Raw genomic sequence first — 16,649 nt, 5'->3', positions numbered from 1 at the left:
CCTGGCTCAAGCATACGCCGGAGTAAAAGCGAACGAAGGGCTTACCCCGGCGACTCACGTCGCTCCGATATGGACGATCCAACGCGCGTCGAGTGGCGCGAGTGGGGCCAGGCGGCCTTCGACGAGGCGACGGACGCCGACATCCCCGTGTTGCTCTCGCTGACTGCGACGTGGTGCGATCACTGCCACGAGATGGACGCCGAAACCTACGCGGAGCCTCGCATCGCGGCCAACGTCAACGACAGTTTTGTGCCCGTGCGAGTCGATGTCGACCGGTACCCGCGCGTCCGCGATCGATACAACATGGGTGGGTTCCCCTCGACGGTCTTTCTCGCACCCAACGGCGAGGTCCTGACCGGGGCGGGCTATCTGGGCCCCGACGGGATGCGCCAGGTCTTAGATAGTGTCCGAACGATGTGGCAGACGAAAGGCAGCGGTGCGGCACGCGTTCCCCGCCAGCTTCGAGAGGACAACCCGCCGGCAGGCGACCTGACGCCGGCGATCGAACAGGCCATGCTGGGTCAGCTCTCGGAAACGTACGACGAGACTGCCGGCGGCTGGGGCCAGGAGCCGAAGTTCCCACTGCCAGACGCCCTCGAGTTCGCGCTCAAACGCGATCGCAAGATGGCGCTGCGGTCGTACGACGCCGTCAGCGCGAACCTGTTAGACGAGTACGAGGGCGGCTTCTATCGCTTCGCGACCGACCGCGACTGGTCGGGCCTGCAACACGAGAAACTCCTCGATTCGAACGGCGCACTCGTCCGAGCCTTCGCCAACGCCTACCTCCTCACGGGCAAAGACGAGTACCGCGAGCCCGCCGAGCGTACGATCGACTATCTGACCGCGACGCTGTGGAACGGCGACGCCGACGCCTTCGCGAACAGTCAGGCCCCCGGCGAGGACGCCGCCCACAGCCTCGATGCGACCGACCGGGCGACCGCCGACGAGCCGCCGGTCGACGACGGCGTCTTCGCCGGCTCGAACGCGCTCGCGATCGAGGGGCTGCTGACCTATTATGCGTACACCGACGACGAGCGCGCTCGCCGGTACGCCGAACGCGCACTCGCGACCCTCCGCGAGGACCTGCTCGTCGACGGCGTCGTCGCACACACGCTCGAGGACGCGGCGAGCGACGACGACCCCGTCTGCCTGCTCACGAATCAGGCCCGCGCGCTGGCAGCGCTGACGACAGCCGCGAGCACGATCAATTCGTCCGTCCTCGCGGACGCGACAGAGATCGCCGACGCGACGATCGACCGCCTGCACGACGGGGATTCGTTCCTCGATGGCCCCGCAGACGGCGTCGGCCTGCTCGAGCGCCCCCTGCGCCCGCTCGATGCGAACGTCGCGCTCGCCGACGGGTTGCTCGAGCTGGCCGTCCTCAGCGGCGAGGGCCGCTACCGCGAGCGCGCCCGCGAAACACTCGAAGCCTTCGCCGGGGCCAGCGACCGCTTCGGCGTCCAGGTTGCCCGCTACGCGACCGCAGTCTCCCGGCTGCTCGAGGGGCCGCTCGTGCTCCGCGTCGCTGCCGAACCCAGCTCGGACCTGCACCGAGCGGCACTTCGGCTCGCGGATCACGAGAAGGTGGTCGTTCCCGATGCCGATGCCCTCGAGGCGGGAACAGCGCGGGTCGAACGTGGCGACCGTGTGTCAGATCCTGCCGAAACGCCCGAAGAGTTGAGCGAGCGCGTCCAGACCGTTCTCGACTGAGAAGGACTCCTGTCAGTCAGTGCCGGCGGGCCCGCGACCCGTCCTGCGGTTGTACCGGTACATCGTTACAGCCGACCGTCTCACTCGTGGACGTCGTACGGCTCGACCAGCGTCAGGAGATCTCGTTCCAGTTCACCGCCAACAAACTGAACGTGCCCCGTTTCAGCCTCATAGTCGATTATCCGAGCCTCGTCCAGTTTTGGAAGATGGGTATGGTGAAGTGCGATCCGGACGCGTTGTCGGTGTTCGTCTGACTCCCGTTTCGCGTCTTCGTCCCGAACCCGGTCTGCAACGCGATCGACGAGCACATCGTATTCCAGTGTCTTCTCGGAGGCGTTGTCCAACGCCTCGAGGGTGGCACGTCGATGTTCGTTCGCTACTGCCGACAGAACCGTATCGGGAGAGATCGGTCTCTCACGCCCCGAAGAACCGGAAACCGCATCAATTGACTGGATATCACGCGTCCCCAGCTCTCGACTCTCATCCATACCCACATAGCGGAGGCCCAACTGCCTGGTCCTGTCCCATGGTGTATAATGGGAACAGTCAGTCCACTTGCGCCGCTGACTCGGGAGTGAGAAGTGCGTACCTCCCGAACGTGCCGATGGCACGACGCAGTCGCTCCGTCACTGCCTGATCGGAAATCCCCAACTCGTCAGCTAACTCCGCGGTCGTACAGCCTCGTGGTATGTCGTAGTATCCCATTCGAACGGCAAGCGTAAGCGCTTCTCGTTGGGGCTCACTCAAGCCGTACCACGGACCAGACTCGGGGTCCGTTGGATTGTATATACGGATTATCTTCAGGGAGATGTGCGCGTCCTCACAACAGTCCTGGCACTGACTCAGTGCCTCGCGGTTCGAGAATCGTATCTCGAGATTCCACCCTTCCGGTGATCCAGTAGCACCCAGTATTTGCCCGTCGTGTTCCAAGATACATTGAAAAAGGTGGTCTTGGCTCGCATCCCAGTTGATCCTGAACAGCGTCCGGTCGTCGAACGCGTCCACCTCCGTGACGCTGTTGACAGTTGGATAGCGTTCGACGGTATCGAGAAAGCCGTTTTCGACCGGTTCGTAGACCCAGAAGAGCGGTACGGTCGCGTCTCCACTCGGGACGAGCGTTTCGAGTTCGATTGCCGATGCTTGCTCTAGACTGAGGATTTGTCCGAGTTCAAAATCATCGGACGGGATGCGAATCTCCGTTATCACACTCATGCTCGCTTGTGAGACTAGATTGCTCGGTCGTACAAAAGGAGATGACATGGTACACCATGGCTGCCCGGATGCCAAACGGACTCCCCGCTCTCAGCGCACACTATACTGGCCAACATCTGTGTGTTGCCCCTTCTCGAAGCCATGATACACCACCCATGCCGGTTATTCGTCTGCTAGACGAAGGCTCCCGCATGGCGACTGTGATGGAGTTTACGAGTCCGGTAGCGGAGTTTCCACTGGGGAGTGTATTCGAGAATTTGCCGGGTGTGACCGTCGAACTGGAACGACTGATCCCACACGAGACGCTGATTATCCCGTATTTCTGGGTGCGTGGTGCAGAAACGGAGGACATCGAAGCTGCGTTCGAACAACACGCCGGCGTGAGCAACATCCGACTGGTCGATCGCGTCGAAGACGAGCATCTCATGCGTGCCGAGTGGGAACAAGAGTACTTCGGTATCCTGAGTGCGCTTGCCAAGGCCAACGTTGTCGTGCTTTCCGGGATTGGAACGAAAGACGAGTGGCGATTCGAGGTGCGCGGCGAGAGTCAGGAGACACTCGTTGAGTTTCGAGAGTACTGCCAGGAAAACGACATCCCGATAGCGATCACCGCGGTTCACGCCATGCTTCCGATACAGGGAGAGGGCTACGAGTTGACCGAGACCCAACGCGAGGCGCTGATATTGGCCTACGAACGGGGCTACTTCGACACCCCACGCGAGACGTCGCTCGAAGAGCTCGCTGCCGAGCTCGGCATCACCCAGCAGTCGCTTTCGTCACGCCTTCGACGCGGGCATCGACGCCTCATTGGAGCGACACTCAGCAGTTCGGCGTGATCGTTCGGATAGGGGGCCCTCCTGTTAAACCCTCTGTATAATCAGTACCCCTATTGAACCGACCCAGACGGCTAGAATCAAGTGAGATGAACGCAACAGTTTCTGGGGTTGGAGTCGAATCGGTCGAGTACACTCCGGAATCTAGGACTGTTCGCACCCAGTTCGATCAAGAGAAGACACCTGCGAGCATGGCTGTTATCGCAACGCTGGCAGATGTAATGGACACTGATCCGGTTGATCTGACCCCGCTCCATTCCACTGTTGACCCCGAAGAGTTAGATTCGTTCGTCCGGGTTCGCAACGGGGCAAACGGAGATACCCACAGTGCATTCACCCATGAGGGCCACGCGATAACCGTACATAGCTACGGTGTGATCGCCATCACACCAGACACGAACTCACAACGGAAAAATACGGCAGGGGCGAGGGAAGATGACGTCTGAGGAGACCTCGCTTACGTCGAAGGAGGAATTGAACGCGGAGCTGAAAGCGCTCCTTCGCAGGGCCTACGAGAGTGGAATTGATGTGGAGGGGGGATTCGAATGTCGGAATGGGGTCGAACATCCTGACTGGGACGTGATCGTCACGGAAGTCGAAAAGAACGAGCAGTCGGAGTGACCGACGACGAGGGAGACCGATCGTAGCAGATAACAGGTCCGTGAGAGAGGAACGCCGTAACGACGATCGCATCGAACGGGTGCTCTCAGCACAACAGTGGCGAGTATTACGTGCGCTACTAGACGAGAGTGTGATGTCTGCAGATCCGATTCTTCGAAAGGGAGAGCTTCTTGACTCCGGGGAGTACCTCACGATCTGTTACGAACTCCATCACGTTCTACTCCCTGAATTAGCGGACATGAGACTCGTCGAGTTCGACAGGTTCGAAGACGAAGTACGGCGAGGACGGAGATTCGACGAGGTGCGTCGATTTCTCGAACAGATCGCTGACGATCATGACAAGTAACATGTGCCTGTAAGCGCTTCGCTGCTGCCTATTCACTGCTAGACTGGTATTCGACAGGCTGCCGTTCGGCTCGAACCGGTCGATACCGTCCGCCACTCAAACTACCCGAGCGTTTATACCGCTTCGATGGGTTCGTGTTCGATATGGCAAGTCTCAGGGATCTCGGACTCTCCGAGTACGAAGCGCGAGCCTATCGATCGCTGCTCACTACCGGTCCCACAACGGCAAAGGAGTTGTCGCGAGCGAGCGACGTGCCGATGGGGCGGATCTACGACGTCCTCAACAGCATCGAACAGTACAATCTGGTGCGCAGTCAGACCGCCAGTCGACCGAAGAAGTACGTCGCAGTCGAGCCGTCGACGGCGCTCGACCGGCTGCTCGAGGACAAGAAACGCGAACTCGCGGAACAGGCAGACCAGTACGAGTCGATCGTCGACGACCTCTCGGATGAACTCGACGCCGCCGAACCGGTCGAGGAGCAGTTCTGGACCGCTGCCGTCGGCCCCGAGGAGACGCGCGATCTGCTCTTAGAGCGGCTCGCGGCGGCTGACAGTGACATTGTGATGGTGTCAGCACACCCTTCGCCGCAGTGGAACATCGAAACCGTCAGTGAGAAAGTCAACGCACATCTCGAGGACGCACTCGACCGTGGTGTGTCGGTCGAGTTGTTGTTGACCCGTGAGATGGTCGCGTCGATCTCCGAAGACGTCGGTCGACGCTATCGGGAAACCTTACAGCAACGCGAGGCGTTCGACGTCCGAACCCACGACGACCTCACTGGGTCGTTCAATCTCATCGACGGCGTCGAAGTCTGTATTCAGGTGCCGAACCCGCTGTCGTCGGACGAGGCCTTTGGCATGATCGACCTCAAGGATCCGGAGTTCGCCGCGAACGTCCACGCGGAGTTCGTCCCGCGGTGGGAGCAAGCGGAGCCCCTCGAGTTCTAGTCGCTGATCTCCTCGCGGAGCGTCTCCAGATCGACAACGCGCTCGGCGTGGGCGTTGTGCTGGTGGATCGACTCGTCGTTGGACTGGGCCATCGTGATCACCGCGTCGTCTGGCAGGTGATCGAACTCGTCGACGACGCCCTCGGCCATCGCACGCACACAGTCCTCGACGAACTTCGCGTCGGCGTGGGCCTCGTAGGTCATGTGATCCTCGTCGGGTCGCTTCGCGAGGTTGTAGATCCGTGCGCTCATCGAATCCCGTGCGATATCGATGACGTCGTTGAGATCGACCTCGGGGTCGCCACCGGCCTCGACGGTCAGCGTGGCATGGCCGCGCTGGGAGTGGCCCGGCTGTGGCACTTCCTCCAAGAATTCGGTGATCGTCTCCTCCTCGACACCCAGGTCCTCGAGCGTCTGTTTCGCGCGGGCGGCGGACATCCCTTGCGAGCAGGGACAGACGGTCATCCCGGTGACCTGTGCGCCGATCTCCTCGCGGGTCCCCTCTTCGGTCGCCGTCGCCGACGCGACGATGTCGACCATGTGCTGGGTCTCGCGGTCGCTCGCTGGCGTCTGCTCGCGGCGCATGAATTCGGCCTCCATCGAGACCTCCGTTCGGGAGGTGTAGTCGTGTTTCTCGAGCAGCCGTTCGGCGGCCTCGCCACAGACTTCCTCGACCCCGTAGGCTTCCTCGCGGGTCGCGTCCTCCAGGATTTCGTCGATGACCTCCATGTTGCGGCTCATGTCCGCACCCTTGCGCCAGCCGGGGAGGTCGACGAAGACCTCGAACTCGGCGGTGAGGACGATCGGGCGCTTGTCCTCGCGTGCGATCTTGACGAGCTTGTCGACACCGGTAACGCCGACCTGGCTCAGACCGACGGTCACGTCGGGCGACGTCGCCTGCACGTCCGGCAACTGATGACTCATTGACCGCATTCAGGGCAGCGGCCGATTCAAGCTTTCGGAACCGGGAGTGTTGCGGTGAGTGCGGGTCGCCGCTGGCTCGAGCTGTCCGTTCTTTAAGTGTCTCTGGTCACAAGGTTGAGCTATGACGGGAGGTCGTCGTTCTCCGGATGTTGCCTTTTCAGCGGTGCGTCTGTCATTGCCGGTGCACTTGTGACTCGCCATACGGGTGTGTGCCGGTACCAGTGACAGCAGCCCGTTTCAGTTGTTACTATAGAGGAGTCACTCGAGCGATGGATGAGCCGGTCGATGATCGCCCGCGAAGTGATGAGAGCGATGGCGAATCGCACCGTTGCTCCCACCCCAGCCAGAACCTCGTCGGTGACGCGGTGAGCAAGGGAGACAGCCACTCTAAGGGCGACAGCCACTCTAGCGATGACGACGCTGGCAATTCTCTCTCGGCCCCACTCGAAGAGAGCGGCGCGGAGGGCAGCCATTATTCCATACAATATTTGGCTGAACTATATCTCTAGGTCGCAGCGTCGAGATCGACTGCGGCTCGAGCCGTTCATTCTTTAAGTATCTCTGGTCACAAGGTAGAGCTATGACGGGGTGACGGTCGTTCTCTGGGACCCCAACTGGTAGTTACGACGTTACAATACGCGTCATGGCGTGGCCGTCGCGCTCCAACTCCTCTTTAAGTGCCTCTGGTCACAAGGTGAAGCTACGAAGGGCATTTGGCACCCGGTTTTCTCTCGTCTTCCGTTCTTCGAGCCACAGCCATGGCTACTGTTCCACCACACGTCCACGAGACCGTCGACGACCACTTGACGGCGATCGAACGCGAACACGACGTCGCGGTCCCGCTGGCGGTCGCCCGTGGGAGCCACGCCTGGGGTGGGGCGAGTCCCGACAGCGATTACGACGTAGGTTTCGTCTTCGTATCGACCGATTTACGCCGGTACGCGCACCTCGAGCGCCCGCCCGAGACCATCGTCGAAGACTGCGGCGCGTTCGAGTACCAGGGCTGGGACGTGCGGACGTTCGCGCGACTGCTCGCCGACTCGAACGAGGGTGCAATCGACCTGGTTCGCAGTCCGCTCCGCTATCGGGCCGTCTACGAGCCTGACGACCTCGCTGCCTACGTCAAACGGACGTACAACCCGATCGACCTCTATCATACGTGGCGCGGCATTGCGACGAGCAACTATCGCAAGTACATCTCGCACCATCTGGTCCGCAGTGACGACGAACTCTTTCCGATTCGCGAGGCAGACGGCCAGACGTTCGTCGTCGAAACCGACGACGGCACGATGACGGTGTCGGCTGACGACGAGCGATTTCAGGAGACACAGACGAAACCCACAGTCAAGCGAAACCTGACGATCTGCCGCGCGGCGATGGCCGCCTACTACCTCAAAGCGACCGGCGAGCGCGACACGCACGATCTGCCAGCGCTCGCGTTCGAGACGTTCCTCCGTGAGCAGGCTCCCGCTGTTTTCGACCCCGAGCGGATCGACCGCGCTCGTGAGTTACTCGAGCGAAAACGAGCCGGCGAGGGCGACGCCACGATCGGCGACGCCGTCGGTCGGGAGTTCGCACAGCCGCCGACGATGATCGATCCCGACGTGCACGCGCGGGCCGGTCCCGATCCCGCGCGGCTGGATGGGTTCGTCAATGAGGTGATCGCCGCGACCGAACAGTCTGCCGTTCTTTAAGTGCTTCTGGTCACAAGGTAAAGCTACGAAGGGCTTTTCGCGGGCTATACTCTGAACACGGAGCGATCGCGCTGGTTATCGTCGAGTCACGCCACAGACCTGTTAGTGGCGCTGTCAGTCCGGCTGAAACGTCTCCCGTTCGGAGCGAGCCTTTTTCACGCTCCCCCTCCGACCGACAGATGATGCACGACGACGGTGCCGACCCTGGTCGTCCTCCTGCGGCGGATACGGCCAGCACGGACGGCGTCGAGTACGATCTCGACCGCGAGCGTCGCCTCGAGACCCGGCCCGGGTCTGGGGCACTTTCGCGGGCGGAGGTCCAGCGCGATTCGACGGTTCGCCAGTGGGGCGTCGTCACGCCGAGTGCGACCGTCATCGGTCGCGCCGACTCGCCTGACGCGGATCTTTCCGAGAGCGTCCGCCGTCTTCACGACGAACAGCACGCGGCGACGCCGGGCTACAGCGAGCGCGCTCATCGCCTCGATCGGTTGCGAACCACGCAGGCGCTGTGTAACGCCTTGGAGGTGACGCCGTGGCAGCGCGATCTCGCACTCGGCGTCATGGACGAGATCGACCTCACCGAGTTCGGCAGCCAGCGAGCGATCGAAAAGGTCGCGCTCGTGGTGATCCGCCACGTCGTCGACGTCGACCGCCAGCAGTACTTCGGACTCGACGAGATCGACGCGCAGTCGCTGTCCGCCGACCGCATGGAAGAACTGTTCGCCCAGTATCGGGCCCACGACATCACCGACGAGGAGGCGTTCAAGCGCCTCGCAGCCGAATACGGGCTCGATACGACGAGTCTGAATCGCTTGCGCCGCGTCCTGAAATCGCAACTCGAGGACGAACTTCCGGCCTACGGTCGCAATCCCTACCGCGATCCGAACCTGCCGGACGTGACCGAGTCGGACACCGCCGACGCGACAGCCCCCGAAACGGAGAGCTGATCGGACGGTCGCCGGTAACACGATATCCTGTCCGTCCCGTCTCGAGTCCGTCGTTGCTCGTCCATCGGACGCGGGCTGTGCCACTCCGTCCCTGCCGGTGCCCAGCGACTTTTCTTTCGTGACTCCCTATCGGAGCTATGACCGACGCTGATACCGGATCGACGCCGGACGGTGCGGATCGACTCGAGATCTACGCCGACTACGTCTGTCCGTTCTGCTATCTGGGAACGCGCTCGCTCGCCCAGTACCGCGAGGATCGCGACCAGCCGCTTGTCGTCGAGTGGCATCCCTTCGATCTGCGCCGTGGCAAACGCAACCCGGACGGCTCGATCGACCACGATGTCGCCGACGGGAAAGACGACCAGTATTACGAGCAGGCGAGACGGAACGTCCACCGGCTGCAGGACGAATACGGCGTCGAGATGGCCCAGGAGATCGCGACCGACGTTGACTCGTTCAACGCGCAGGTGGCTTCGTGGTACGTCAAAACCGAGTATCCCGACCAGTGGGCGGCGTTCGACGAAGCGATCTACACCGCGCTGTGGCAGGATGGCCGCGACATCGGCGATGTCGACGTTCTCGCCGAGCTCGCTGCCGACGTCGACCTGCCGACCGACGAGATCCGCGACGCGGTCGCGGACGACGACCGCCGAGCGGCACTCGAGGAGCGGTTCGCCAAGGCTTCCCAACGGGGGATCACCGGTGTGCCGACGTTCGTCTCGGACGGCCACGTCGCCCGTGGTGCGGTGCCGCCGGAACACATCGCACGGCTCGTCGAGGGCGAGCGGTAACGGTCGCCGGGAACGGTGACGTTTCACGATCGTGGTACTATCACCCTCGCAAGTGTTATCCGTGTACTGGGCGTACGTTTGTTTGTAATGGCGAAAGGTAACGTTGATTTCTTCAACGACACAGGCGGCTACGGTTTCATTTCGACGGACGACGCGGACGACGACGTATTCTTCCACATGGAGGACGTTGGCGGACCGGACCTCGAAGAAGGCACCGAGATCGAATTCGACATCGAACAGGCCCCCAAAGGCCCACGCGCGACGAACGTCGTCCGTAACTAAGACTGACTGCGTCCGGCGGTACGACTGACGGACAATTTTCAGTACGTTTCTACAGTCGACTACTGATACGGTTTGCTGTCACGATTGACCGGTGGGACCGCGACCGCCCTGCGGTCCCACCGGCACTGACTGACAGTAGTCCGTCCGAGCGGATTCATTCGAGTTTGTCGAGCCCATCGAAGAAGTTCGCCTGTGGCCCGACGAGCGTGACGGATTCGTCCGCAAGCGAGATCGAGACCGTCGCGGGCGGTTCGAGTTGCTGTCGGTTGCGCCCGTCGCTGATCACATAGGCGGTGTCGGTTCCGGAGACGGTCAGCGTGAGTTCGGTGTCCGGTTCGACCACCAGCGGCGGCATCGACTCGGTCGCGGCCATCTGCGTGACGACGAGTACGTCGGCTGACGGGTGAACGAGCGGGCCACCCTCGCTCAGGTTGTACGCGGTCGAGCCCGACGGCGTGGCCACGAGGACGCCATCGACGTGACTCTCGGCGTACTGCTGGCCGTCGACACGGATCTCGATGGTCGCACCGCCACCGTGACCTCGCCGGGGACCGTGGACGACCACCTCGTTGAGCGCGGGCTCGAGCGTCCACTCTGTGTCAACGCCCGTCGCCTGCAGCCGTGCCAGTTCGCGTCCATCGACGGTGCCCGCTTCCTCGAGGTCGGCAACGAGATCGGTGACGACAGCGAGCGCGTCGTCGGGGGCGACAGCGTTGAGAAAGCCAACTTCACCCAGATTGACGCCGAGAATCGGCGTAGGGCTGACCTCGCGGGCGACGAACAGCAGCGTTCCGTCGCCGCCGATACTCACGACGAGATCGCGGTCTGTCATCGCGGCGACCGGGACGGCGGTCGCGTCGACCGCCTCGCCGGTTAGCTCGTCGACGACGACGCGTGCGCCCTCGTGCTCGAGGGTGTCGACGAGGGTCGCGGCGAGTGCCTGTGCGCGTTCGTTGTTCCGTTGAGCGACGATTCCGACGGCGACGTCCATCGTCGGCGGCTTCCCGCCCCGTGATCAAAAACCCACGCTTGTCTCGCCGCGGCAACAAGGTTAATCCGGCTGGAACGTCTCCGGGCACGTGAACAGCCACGACGACCCCGTCGCCGTGTTTCGTATGGTGTCTGTCAGCTCGCATCTTCCCGTCATCTTGCCGCCGGTACGAGTAGCCAAGCAGTCGGCAGCTTCTCTCGTCTGTGACTGTCGCATCCGTCGACGGACCACAGGTGGTCGCCGTGGGTGACGAGGACGACTGGTTCGACCGCGCACTCGAGGACGAAGACGAGGACGGTGACGAGTCGCCCACGACCGACGAGGGCGAAGCCGACGGCGACGACGGGGCCCTGTTCGATGATGACTTCGATACGGCGCTTCGGGACGTCGGACCGCCAGTCGACGCTGACGACGACAGCGACGACCCTGTGGGACCGGCGGGCTTCGACGACCTCGATTTCGTTCTGGGTGGCGACGAGCCCGATTTCGACGCGGAACTCGATTCGGACCTTCCCCGACTCGACCTCGGTATCGACGGACTCGACCGGATGATTCAGGGTGGCGTTCCCGAACGCTCGCTGATCGTCGTCATGGGTAGTGCCGGCACCGGGAAGACCACGTTTGGACTGCAGTTTCTTCACCACGGCCTCGAGCACGGCGAGCGCGCGGTTTTCATCACACTTGAGGAGAGCCGCGACCGGGTTATTAGCAGCGCGACCGAGAAGGGATACGCGTTCGACGAGTACGTCGCCGACAGACAGCTCGCAGTCGTCGACGTCGATCCGATCGAGATGGCAAACAGTCTGGCGTCGATCCGTAACGAACTGCCGGCACTCGTTGAGGAGTTCGGCGCTTCGCGGCTCGTGTTGGATTCGGTTTCGTTGCTCGAGATGATGTACGAGGATCGGGCGAAACGGCGCAACGAAATATATGATTTCGCCCGCAGTCTGAAGGATGCAGGCGTCACCGCGTTGCTAACGAGCGAAGCCGCAGCGGAGACGGCCTACGCCTCGCGGTATGGGATCGTCGAGTACCTCACCGACGCTGTCATGGTCTTGCAGTACGTTCGACCGGACGACTTCCGCGAGACCAGAATGGCAGTCGAAATCCAGAAAATCCGCGATGCGAACCACTCTCGGGAGAAAAAACCGTACGAGATCACGCCCGACGGCATTTCGGTCCATCAACAGGCGAATCTGTTTTAGCATCACTTTCTACGGCACTGAACTGTTACAGCGGCGGTCGGTCCAGTAACACCGTGTTAGGATGCCGTTCGTTGCCCATACTTTTGCGGATACGACCGTCATACCCCCGCATGGCCCAACGGACGACCGCCGACGAAACACTGTCACGAGACGAATTCGCCGCCTACCTTCGGGACCTCGCAGCGGAGTTCGAGCAGGGCGACGAGCAAGTCACCGTTCCGGTCGGGAACAAGAACGTCGCGCTGACGCCACCGGAGACGCTCGACGTGTCGGTGGAAGTGGTCGAGCGGTCGTCGATGCTCCGCGGGGACCGCGAAACGATCGACATCGAACTGAGCTGGAAACGGTAACATGGCTGCTGCGGATTCTATCCTGATCTTCGTCCTGAGTCTGCTCGTGGGGACGATCGGCATCCTCGCGGGCGTGCGACTGGTGTTGGACAGGGATGCGGGCTTTGCGAACGCAGCCGTAACCGCACTGATCGGCGCGATCGCCTGGGCGATCACGAGTTTCTTCGTCGGCTGGATCCCGATCCTGGGTGTGTTGTTGATGCTTGTCGTCTGGGTCGGCGTCATCAACTGGCGCTACCCCGGCGGCTGGGGTGCGGCCGTCGCGATCGGCTTCGTCGCCTGGATCGTCGCAGTCGCGATCGTCTATCTGTTCGCCGCGATCGGCTTCGTCACACCCGACGCGCTCGGAATTCCGGGCGTCTGATGCTGTCTCTGGCCAGTCGTTCCCACCGTTGAAGAGGGAAGGAAACCCCTTTTTCCATCGGGACGAGAGGACAGCCTAGACAGCGATGTACGAGACGATTCTGTTCCCGACTGACGGCAGCGAGCACGCGGCGACCGTCGCAGACCACGCGATCGATATCGCGGCCACGCGAGACGCCACGTTGCACATCCTCTCGGTCGTCGACGACCGCGCCTTCCTCGTCCTCGACGACGACCGCGTCGAGCGCGTCCGCGAGGACCTCGCCGCGACCGCCCGCGAAGCGATCGACGACGCCGTCACGCGAGCCGCCGAGTACGACCTCGAGACGGAGACGGCGGTCGAGACGGGGAATCCGGCCGAGTGTATCGTCGACTACGCCGCAGACAGCGATGCCGACCTGATCGTCATGGGAACCAGCGGCGACGAGTACGAACGCAACGTCGTCGGCAGCGTCTCACAGCGAGTCGTCCGCGAAGCGCCCGTTCCCGTCACCACCGTCGGTCCCGACGTCGAGGACTGATCCGGGTCCGACGAGACCGGCGTCCGCTCGCCTCGAGTCCCGGTCGCTGACGTGACCAGCTATTGGCCGTTGGCCGTCGGCTGTCACTCTCTCTGCGCGACGGGTCGACGCAGTACATACAGTTTGATATGTCCCCTGTCGCTACTGATGGAGACATGCGTCGCTCGCTCGTGATCGCGGCCGTCCTGTTCGTCCTCGCGTTCGTGCTCATCGGTGGACCATCCATGGCACTGTCGCTCTCGTCGAGCCAGCAGCCAGCCGCGGAGCCGACCCACACCACACAGCCGACACCGCCCCTCGTCTCGTTCGAGGACTCCGAGAGCGGCTTCTGGAAGTATCTCAGCCCTCGCAAGGCGTTTCAAAAACGGAGTCCGATCAACGTGATCGTCCGCGGTGACGTCGCGGACGTCGAGCGGGTGCTGGTCGAAGCGAGTGACGGCGACTGGTCCGAGATCGACGACGCCGAGGAGGCAGCGGTTTCAGAGACGTATGCCCTCGTTGGCGGGAACAGCACCGACAACGAGACCCACTCGAGCAACGAAACGCCGCTGAACGACTCCGTCGCGACCGCGTCGAACAATTCGACGCACAACGCGTCGAACGACTCGAGCACCAACGCGACCGACGACACGTCGACCGGCCAACGGAGCCGCCTGCCCGAGTTCAACTGGGGTGAGGCCGACGGCGGAACTCGCTACGCCTACGTCGACCCCGGTCCCAACGAGAGCGGCTACTGGACGACCGAGACGCGCCAACTCGAGGACGGCGACTACTACGGCCAGCGCTATCACATTCGCCTCTATGAAAGTCCCAACGAGGACGACGACTGGGTCGCCATGCAGACTCACTCCGAACACTTCGACTGGTTCACGCTTCGCCACCGGGTCCACGGCTCACAGGCCGCCCAGCGAAAAGTCGAGTCCAATTTCATGGACCATCCCCAGATCGATCCCAAAAACGACGTGCAGCGCATCTATCTGGCGAACAGCAACTCCTCGGACGCCGACGGCTGGGCAACGGTGGTCGACCTCGCTGGCCTGCTCGTCGTGCCCACGCTGGTCGGCATCCGGGCCCGCAGGCGCGCCGCACACGGCACCGCCGACGCCGACCACGTCATCGACCGGCTCGGTCAGCGGGCGGCCGCCGCCATCGACGACCACTTGGCCGACGCCGATCGTCGCCGTCTCGCGGCTGCGTTCGCCCGCCTCGAGGGTGGCCACTTCGCGCTCGCCTTTGCTATCATCGCCCTGTTGCTCGGCGTGCGGGCGGGCGGTATCGTCCTCGAGCACCGCGCGACGTTTCTTACGCCCCACCAGATCGCCGCGTTGCTCTATCCGGTGATCGGCCTCGGTATCCCGACGGCGACGTACCTGATCGCACGTGGGCTGACACGGCGGCTCGACGCCGCCATCGTCGCCGCGGGCTCGCTCGCAGTCGCGATCTGGCTCGATTACGGCATGCTCGGTGTCGATACCCTCCCGCTCGAGGTCGTCGTCCAGCGGATGCTCGTGGTCATCGCGCTCGGCTTGATTGCCGGTGGCGCGGCCAAACGCGCAGCGCGTGCCTCGAAGGTCAACGATATGCTGCTGGTCGGAACCGCGATGTGGGTGCTGGTGCTGGTCGGGACGCTGTTGGGTCGTTTCTGACCGGCCCGTGGCGTCGATGTATCGGCGAAATGGATCGGACCCCCACGAGAACGGCACCCTCTCGTGGCGAGCCCTTAAGTTCTTGCGCCGTTGTTCTCTACATGACATGGCAAGCCCACCCCGCCAGCGCGAACGGATTTCTGGATCGACGGAACAAACGCAGGAATCGGCGGGTGAGCGTGCCTGCGACGAATGCGATGGCGGAACGCTCGTCAAAAGCGAGGATCAGGGCGAACTCGTCTGCGATCAGTGTGGCCTGATCGTCGAAGGGTCCAACATCGACCACGGACCGGAGTGGCGGGCGTTCAACCACTCCGAACGGCAGAACAAGTCCCGGGTGGGCGCGCCGACGACCCAGACGATGCACGACAAGGGGCTGACGACCTCGATCGACTGGAAGAATCAGGACGCCTACGGCCGGTCGCTTTCTTCGGACAAACGCAACCAGATGCGCCGCCTGCGCAAGTGGCAAGAGCGCATCCGCACCAAAGACGCCGGCGAGCGCAACCTGCAGTTCGCGCTTTCCGAAACCGACCGAATGGCCTCCTCGCTCGGCATCCCCCGATCGGTGCGAGAGGTCGCCTGTGTGATGTACCGGCGCGCACTCGACGAAGACCTCATCCGCGGGCGCTCGATCGAAGGCGTCGCGACCAGCACCCTCTATGCTGCCTGCCGGATGGAAGGCATCCCCCGCTCGCTCGAGGAAGTCTCCGGTGTCTCCCGCGTCGAGCGCAAGGAGATCGGTCGCACCTATCGGTATGTGGCCCAGGAACTCGGCCTCGAGATGGAGCCGGTCAACCCCAAAAAGTACGTGCCTCGCTTTTGTTCGGAACTTGAGCTCTCTGAAGAGGTCCAGGCGAAAGCCAACGAGATCATCGACACGACGACCGAGAAGGGGCTACTCTCGGGCAAGTCACCGACGGGGTATGCCGCAGCCGCGATCTACGCCGCCTCACTGCTCTGTAACGAAAAGAAGACTCAGCGGGAGGTCTCGGACGTCGCGCAGGTGACCGAAGTGACGATCCGCAACCGGTATCAAGAGCAGATCGAAGCGATGGGGATTCACGAGTAGCGGCTGCCAGGGCTCGAGTCACGACGTTGAGCTTCTTGCTATTCTTGATCGTTGCAGAGTCGCGACACTCATCCGGAGATATCCTCGAGAAATGCGCCGACCGGGAATTGAACCCGGGCCGCGAGCTTGGGAAGCTCGAGTCCTACCACTGGACCATCGGCGCGCTTCGTCACTGCGTTCCTCGCGCACTACAGA

21 protein-coding genes and 1 tRNA gene are annotated in these 16,649 nt (G+C 62.6%); 16 read left to right on the top strand and 6 right to left on the bottom strand.

Features of this window, described 5'->3' with window-relative positions:
• Positions 1 to 69 precede the first annotated feature (69 nt).
• Positions 70 to 1,710 (top strand): DUF255 domain-containing protein, encoded by a 1,641-nt coding sequence (locus ACERI1_RS05275; protein WP_373617028.1) that lies wholly within the window; start codon positions 70 to 72, stop codon positions 1,708 to 1,710.
• Positions 1,711 to 1,790: 80 nt separating this feature from the next.
• Here ACERI1_RS05275 and ACERI1_RS05270 read toward each other — a convergent pair whose 3' ends face one another.
• On the bottom strand, positions 1,791 to 2,198 hold the full coding sequence (locus ACERI1_RS05270; protein ID WP_373617027.1) for a hypothetical protein: 408 nt from the start codon (positions 2,196 to 2,198) through the stop codon (positions 1,791 to 1,793).
• A gap of 58 nt (positions 2,199 to 2,256) precedes the next feature.
• Positions 2,257 to 2,922, bottom strand: a complete 666-nt coding sequence (locus tag ACERI1_RS05265; protein WP_373617026.1) for a helix-turn-helix domain-containing protein — start codon at positions 2,920 to 2,922, stop codon at positions 2,257 to 2,259.
• A 191-nt stretch (positions 2,923 to 3,113) separates the two neighbouring features.
• Between ACERI1_RS05265 and ACERI1_RS05260 the strand changes: the two genes are divergently transcribed.
• From ACERI1_RS05260 to ACERI1_RS05240, 5 genes are all read left to right on the top strand, one after another.
• Entirely contained in the window at positions 3,114 to 3,758 is a 645-nt protein-coding gene (locus ACERI1_RS05260; RefSeq protein ID WP_373617025.1) for a helix-turn-helix domain-containing protein, read from the top strand.
• An 86-nt stretch (positions 3,759 to 3,844) separates the two neighbouring features.
• A complete protein-coding gene (locus ACERI1_RS05255; RefSeq protein ID WP_373617024.1) occupies positions 3,845 to 4,201 on the top strand; it encodes a HalOD1 output domain-containing protein in 357 nt (118 codons plus the stop codon).
• A complete protein-coding gene (locus tag ACERI1_RS05250) occupies positions 4,191 to 4,376 on the top strand; it encodes a hypothetical protein (protein ID WP_373617023.1) in 186 nt (61 codons plus the stop codon). The genes ACERI1_RS05255 and ACERI1_RS05250 overlap by 11 nt, the downstream gene beginning before the upstream one ends.
• A gap of 133 nt (positions 4,377 to 4,509) precedes the next feature.
• On the top strand, positions 4,510 to 4,722 hold the full coding sequence (locus ACERI1_RS05245; RefSeq protein ID WP_373617022.1) for a hypothetical protein: 213 nt from the start codon (positions 4,510 to 4,512) through the stop codon (positions 4,720 to 4,722).
• Positions 4,723 to 4,865: 143 nt separating this feature from the next.
• The gene (locus ACERI1_RS05240; RefSeq protein ID WP_373617021.1) at positions 4,866 to 5,669 is read left to right on the top strand and encodes a TrmB family transcriptional regulator; all 804 of its coding nucleotides are present in this window, start codon (positions 4,866 to 4,868) and stop codon (positions 5,667 to 5,669) included.
• Here ACERI1_RS05240 and mptA read toward each other — a convergent pair.
• Both mptA and ACERI1_RS05230 read right to left on the bottom strand, forming a co-directional pair.
• A complete protein-coding gene (gene mptA / locus ACERI1_RS05235; RefSeq protein ID WP_373617020.1) occupies positions 5,666 to 6,592 on the bottom strand; it encodes a GTP cyclohydrolase MptA in 927 nt (308 codons plus the stop codon). The genes ACERI1_RS05240 and mptA overlap by 4 nt on opposite strands.
• 119 nt (positions 6,593 to 6,711) lie before the next feature.
• Positions 6,712 to 7,065: a hypothetical protein gene (locus ACERI1_RS05230; RefSeq protein ID WP_373617019.1), complete on the bottom strand. Its 354-nt coding sequence runs from the start codon at positions 7,063 to 7,065 to the stop codon at positions 6,712 to 6,714.
• 285 nt (positions 7,066 to 7,350) lie between these two features.
• On the opposite strand from ACERI1_RS05230, the gene ACERI1_RS05225 reads away from it, so the two are divergent.
• The 4 genes from ACERI1_RS05225 to ACERI1_RS05210 all read left to right on the top strand — a co-directional run bounded on the left by ACERI1_RS05225 (position 7,351) and on the right by ACERI1_RS05210 (position 10,306).
• Positions 7,351 to 8,286: a DNA polymerase beta superfamily protein gene (locus tag ACERI1_RS05225; RefSeq protein ID WP_373617018.1), complete on the top strand. Its 936-nt coding sequence runs from the start codon at positions 7,351 to 7,353 to the stop codon at positions 8,284 to 8,286.
• 182 nt (positions 8,287 to 8,468) lie between these two features.
• The gene (locus ACERI1_RS05220) at positions 8,469 to 9,233 is read left to right on the top strand and encodes a DNA-directed RNA polymerase subunit epsilon (RefSeq protein ID WP_373617017.1); all 765 of its coding nucleotides are present in this window, start codon (positions 8,469 to 8,471) and stop codon (positions 9,231 to 9,233) included.
• 137 nt (positions 9,234 to 9,370) lie between these two features.
• Positions 9,371 to 10,024 carry a DsbA family protein gene (locus ACERI1_RS05215; protein ID WP_373617016.1) on the top strand — a complete coding sequence of 218 codons (654 nt, stop codon included), beginning with the start codon at positions 9,371 to 9,373 and terminating at the stop codon, positions 10,022 to 10,024.
• 87 nt (positions 10,025 to 10,111) lie between these two features.
• A complete protein-coding gene (locus ACERI1_RS05210) occupies positions 10,112 to 10,306 on the top strand; it encodes a cold-shock protein (RefSeq protein ID WP_097009945.1) in 195 nt (64 codons plus the stop codon).
• Between the two features lie 154 nt (positions 10,307 to 10,460).
• Here the strand turns inward: ACERI1_RS05210 and ACERI1_RS05205 are convergent, their stop codons facing one another.
• On the bottom strand, positions 10,461 to 11,297 hold the full coding sequence (locus tag ACERI1_RS05205; protein WP_373617015.1) for an NAD(+)/NADH kinase: 837 nt from the start codon (positions 11,295 to 11,297) through the stop codon (positions 10,461 to 10,463).
• Positions 11,298 to 11,530: 233 nt separating this feature from the next.
• Between ACERI1_RS05205 and ACERI1_RS05200 the strand changes: the two genes are divergently transcribed.
• The 6 genes from ACERI1_RS05200 to ACERI1_RS05175 all read left to right on the top strand — a co-directional run bounded on the left by ACERI1_RS05200 (position 11,531) and on the right by ACERI1_RS05175 (position 16,454).
• Complete coding sequence (locus ACERI1_RS05200) at positions 11,531 to 12,502, top strand: KaiC domain-containing protein (RefSeq protein WP_373617489.1); 972 nt, start codon at positions 11,531 to 11,533, stop codon at positions 12,500 to 12,502.
• A gap of 110 nt (positions 12,503 to 12,612) precedes the next feature.
• A complete protein-coding gene (locus ACERI1_RS05195) occupies positions 12,613 to 12,852 on the top strand; it encodes an amphi-Trp domain-containing protein (RefSeq protein ID WP_373617014.1) in 240 nt (79 codons plus the stop codon).
• 1 nt (position 12,853) lies between these two features.
• Positions 12,854 to 13,216 (top strand): hypothetical protein, encoded by a 363-nt coding sequence (locus ACERI1_RS05190; protein ID WP_373617013.1) that lies wholly within the window; start codon positions 12,854 to 12,856, stop codon positions 13,214 to 13,216.
• An 85-nt stretch (positions 13,217 to 13,301) separates the two neighbouring features.
• Complete coding sequence (locus ACERI1_RS05185; protein WP_373617012.1) at positions 13,302 to 13,736, top strand: universal stress protein; 435 nt, start codon at positions 13,302 to 13,304, stop codon at positions 13,734 to 13,736.
• A 155-nt stretch (positions 13,737 to 13,891) separates the two neighbouring features.
• Positions 13,892 to 15,382, top strand: a complete 1,491-nt coding sequence (locus ACERI1_RS05180) for a hypothetical protein (protein WP_373617488.1) — start codon at positions 13,892 to 13,894, stop codon at positions 15,380 to 15,382.
• Positions 15,383 to 15,488: 106 nt separating this feature from the next.
• Complete coding sequence (locus ACERI1_RS05175; RefSeq protein ID WP_373617011.1) at positions 15,489 to 16,454, top strand: transcription initiation factor IIB family protein; 966 nt, start codon at positions 15,489 to 15,491, stop codon at positions 16,452 to 16,454.
• A 92-nt stretch (positions 16,455 to 16,546) separates the two neighbouring features.
• On the opposite strand, the gene ACERI1_RS05170 is transcribed toward ACERI1_RS05175, so the two are convergent.
• Positions 16,547 to 16,617 (bottom strand) — tRNA-Gly (locus ACERI1_RS05170).
• Positions 16,618 to 16,649: the final 32 nt, after the last annotated feature.

Source organism: Natrinema sp. HArc-T2, from assembly GCF_041821085.1.
Lineage (GTDB): Archaea > Halobacteriota > Halobacteria > Halobacteriales > Natrialbaceae > Natrinema.
Note: the sequence above shows the minus strand (reverse complement) of the source record. Positions and strands in the feature narration are given on the sequence as shown.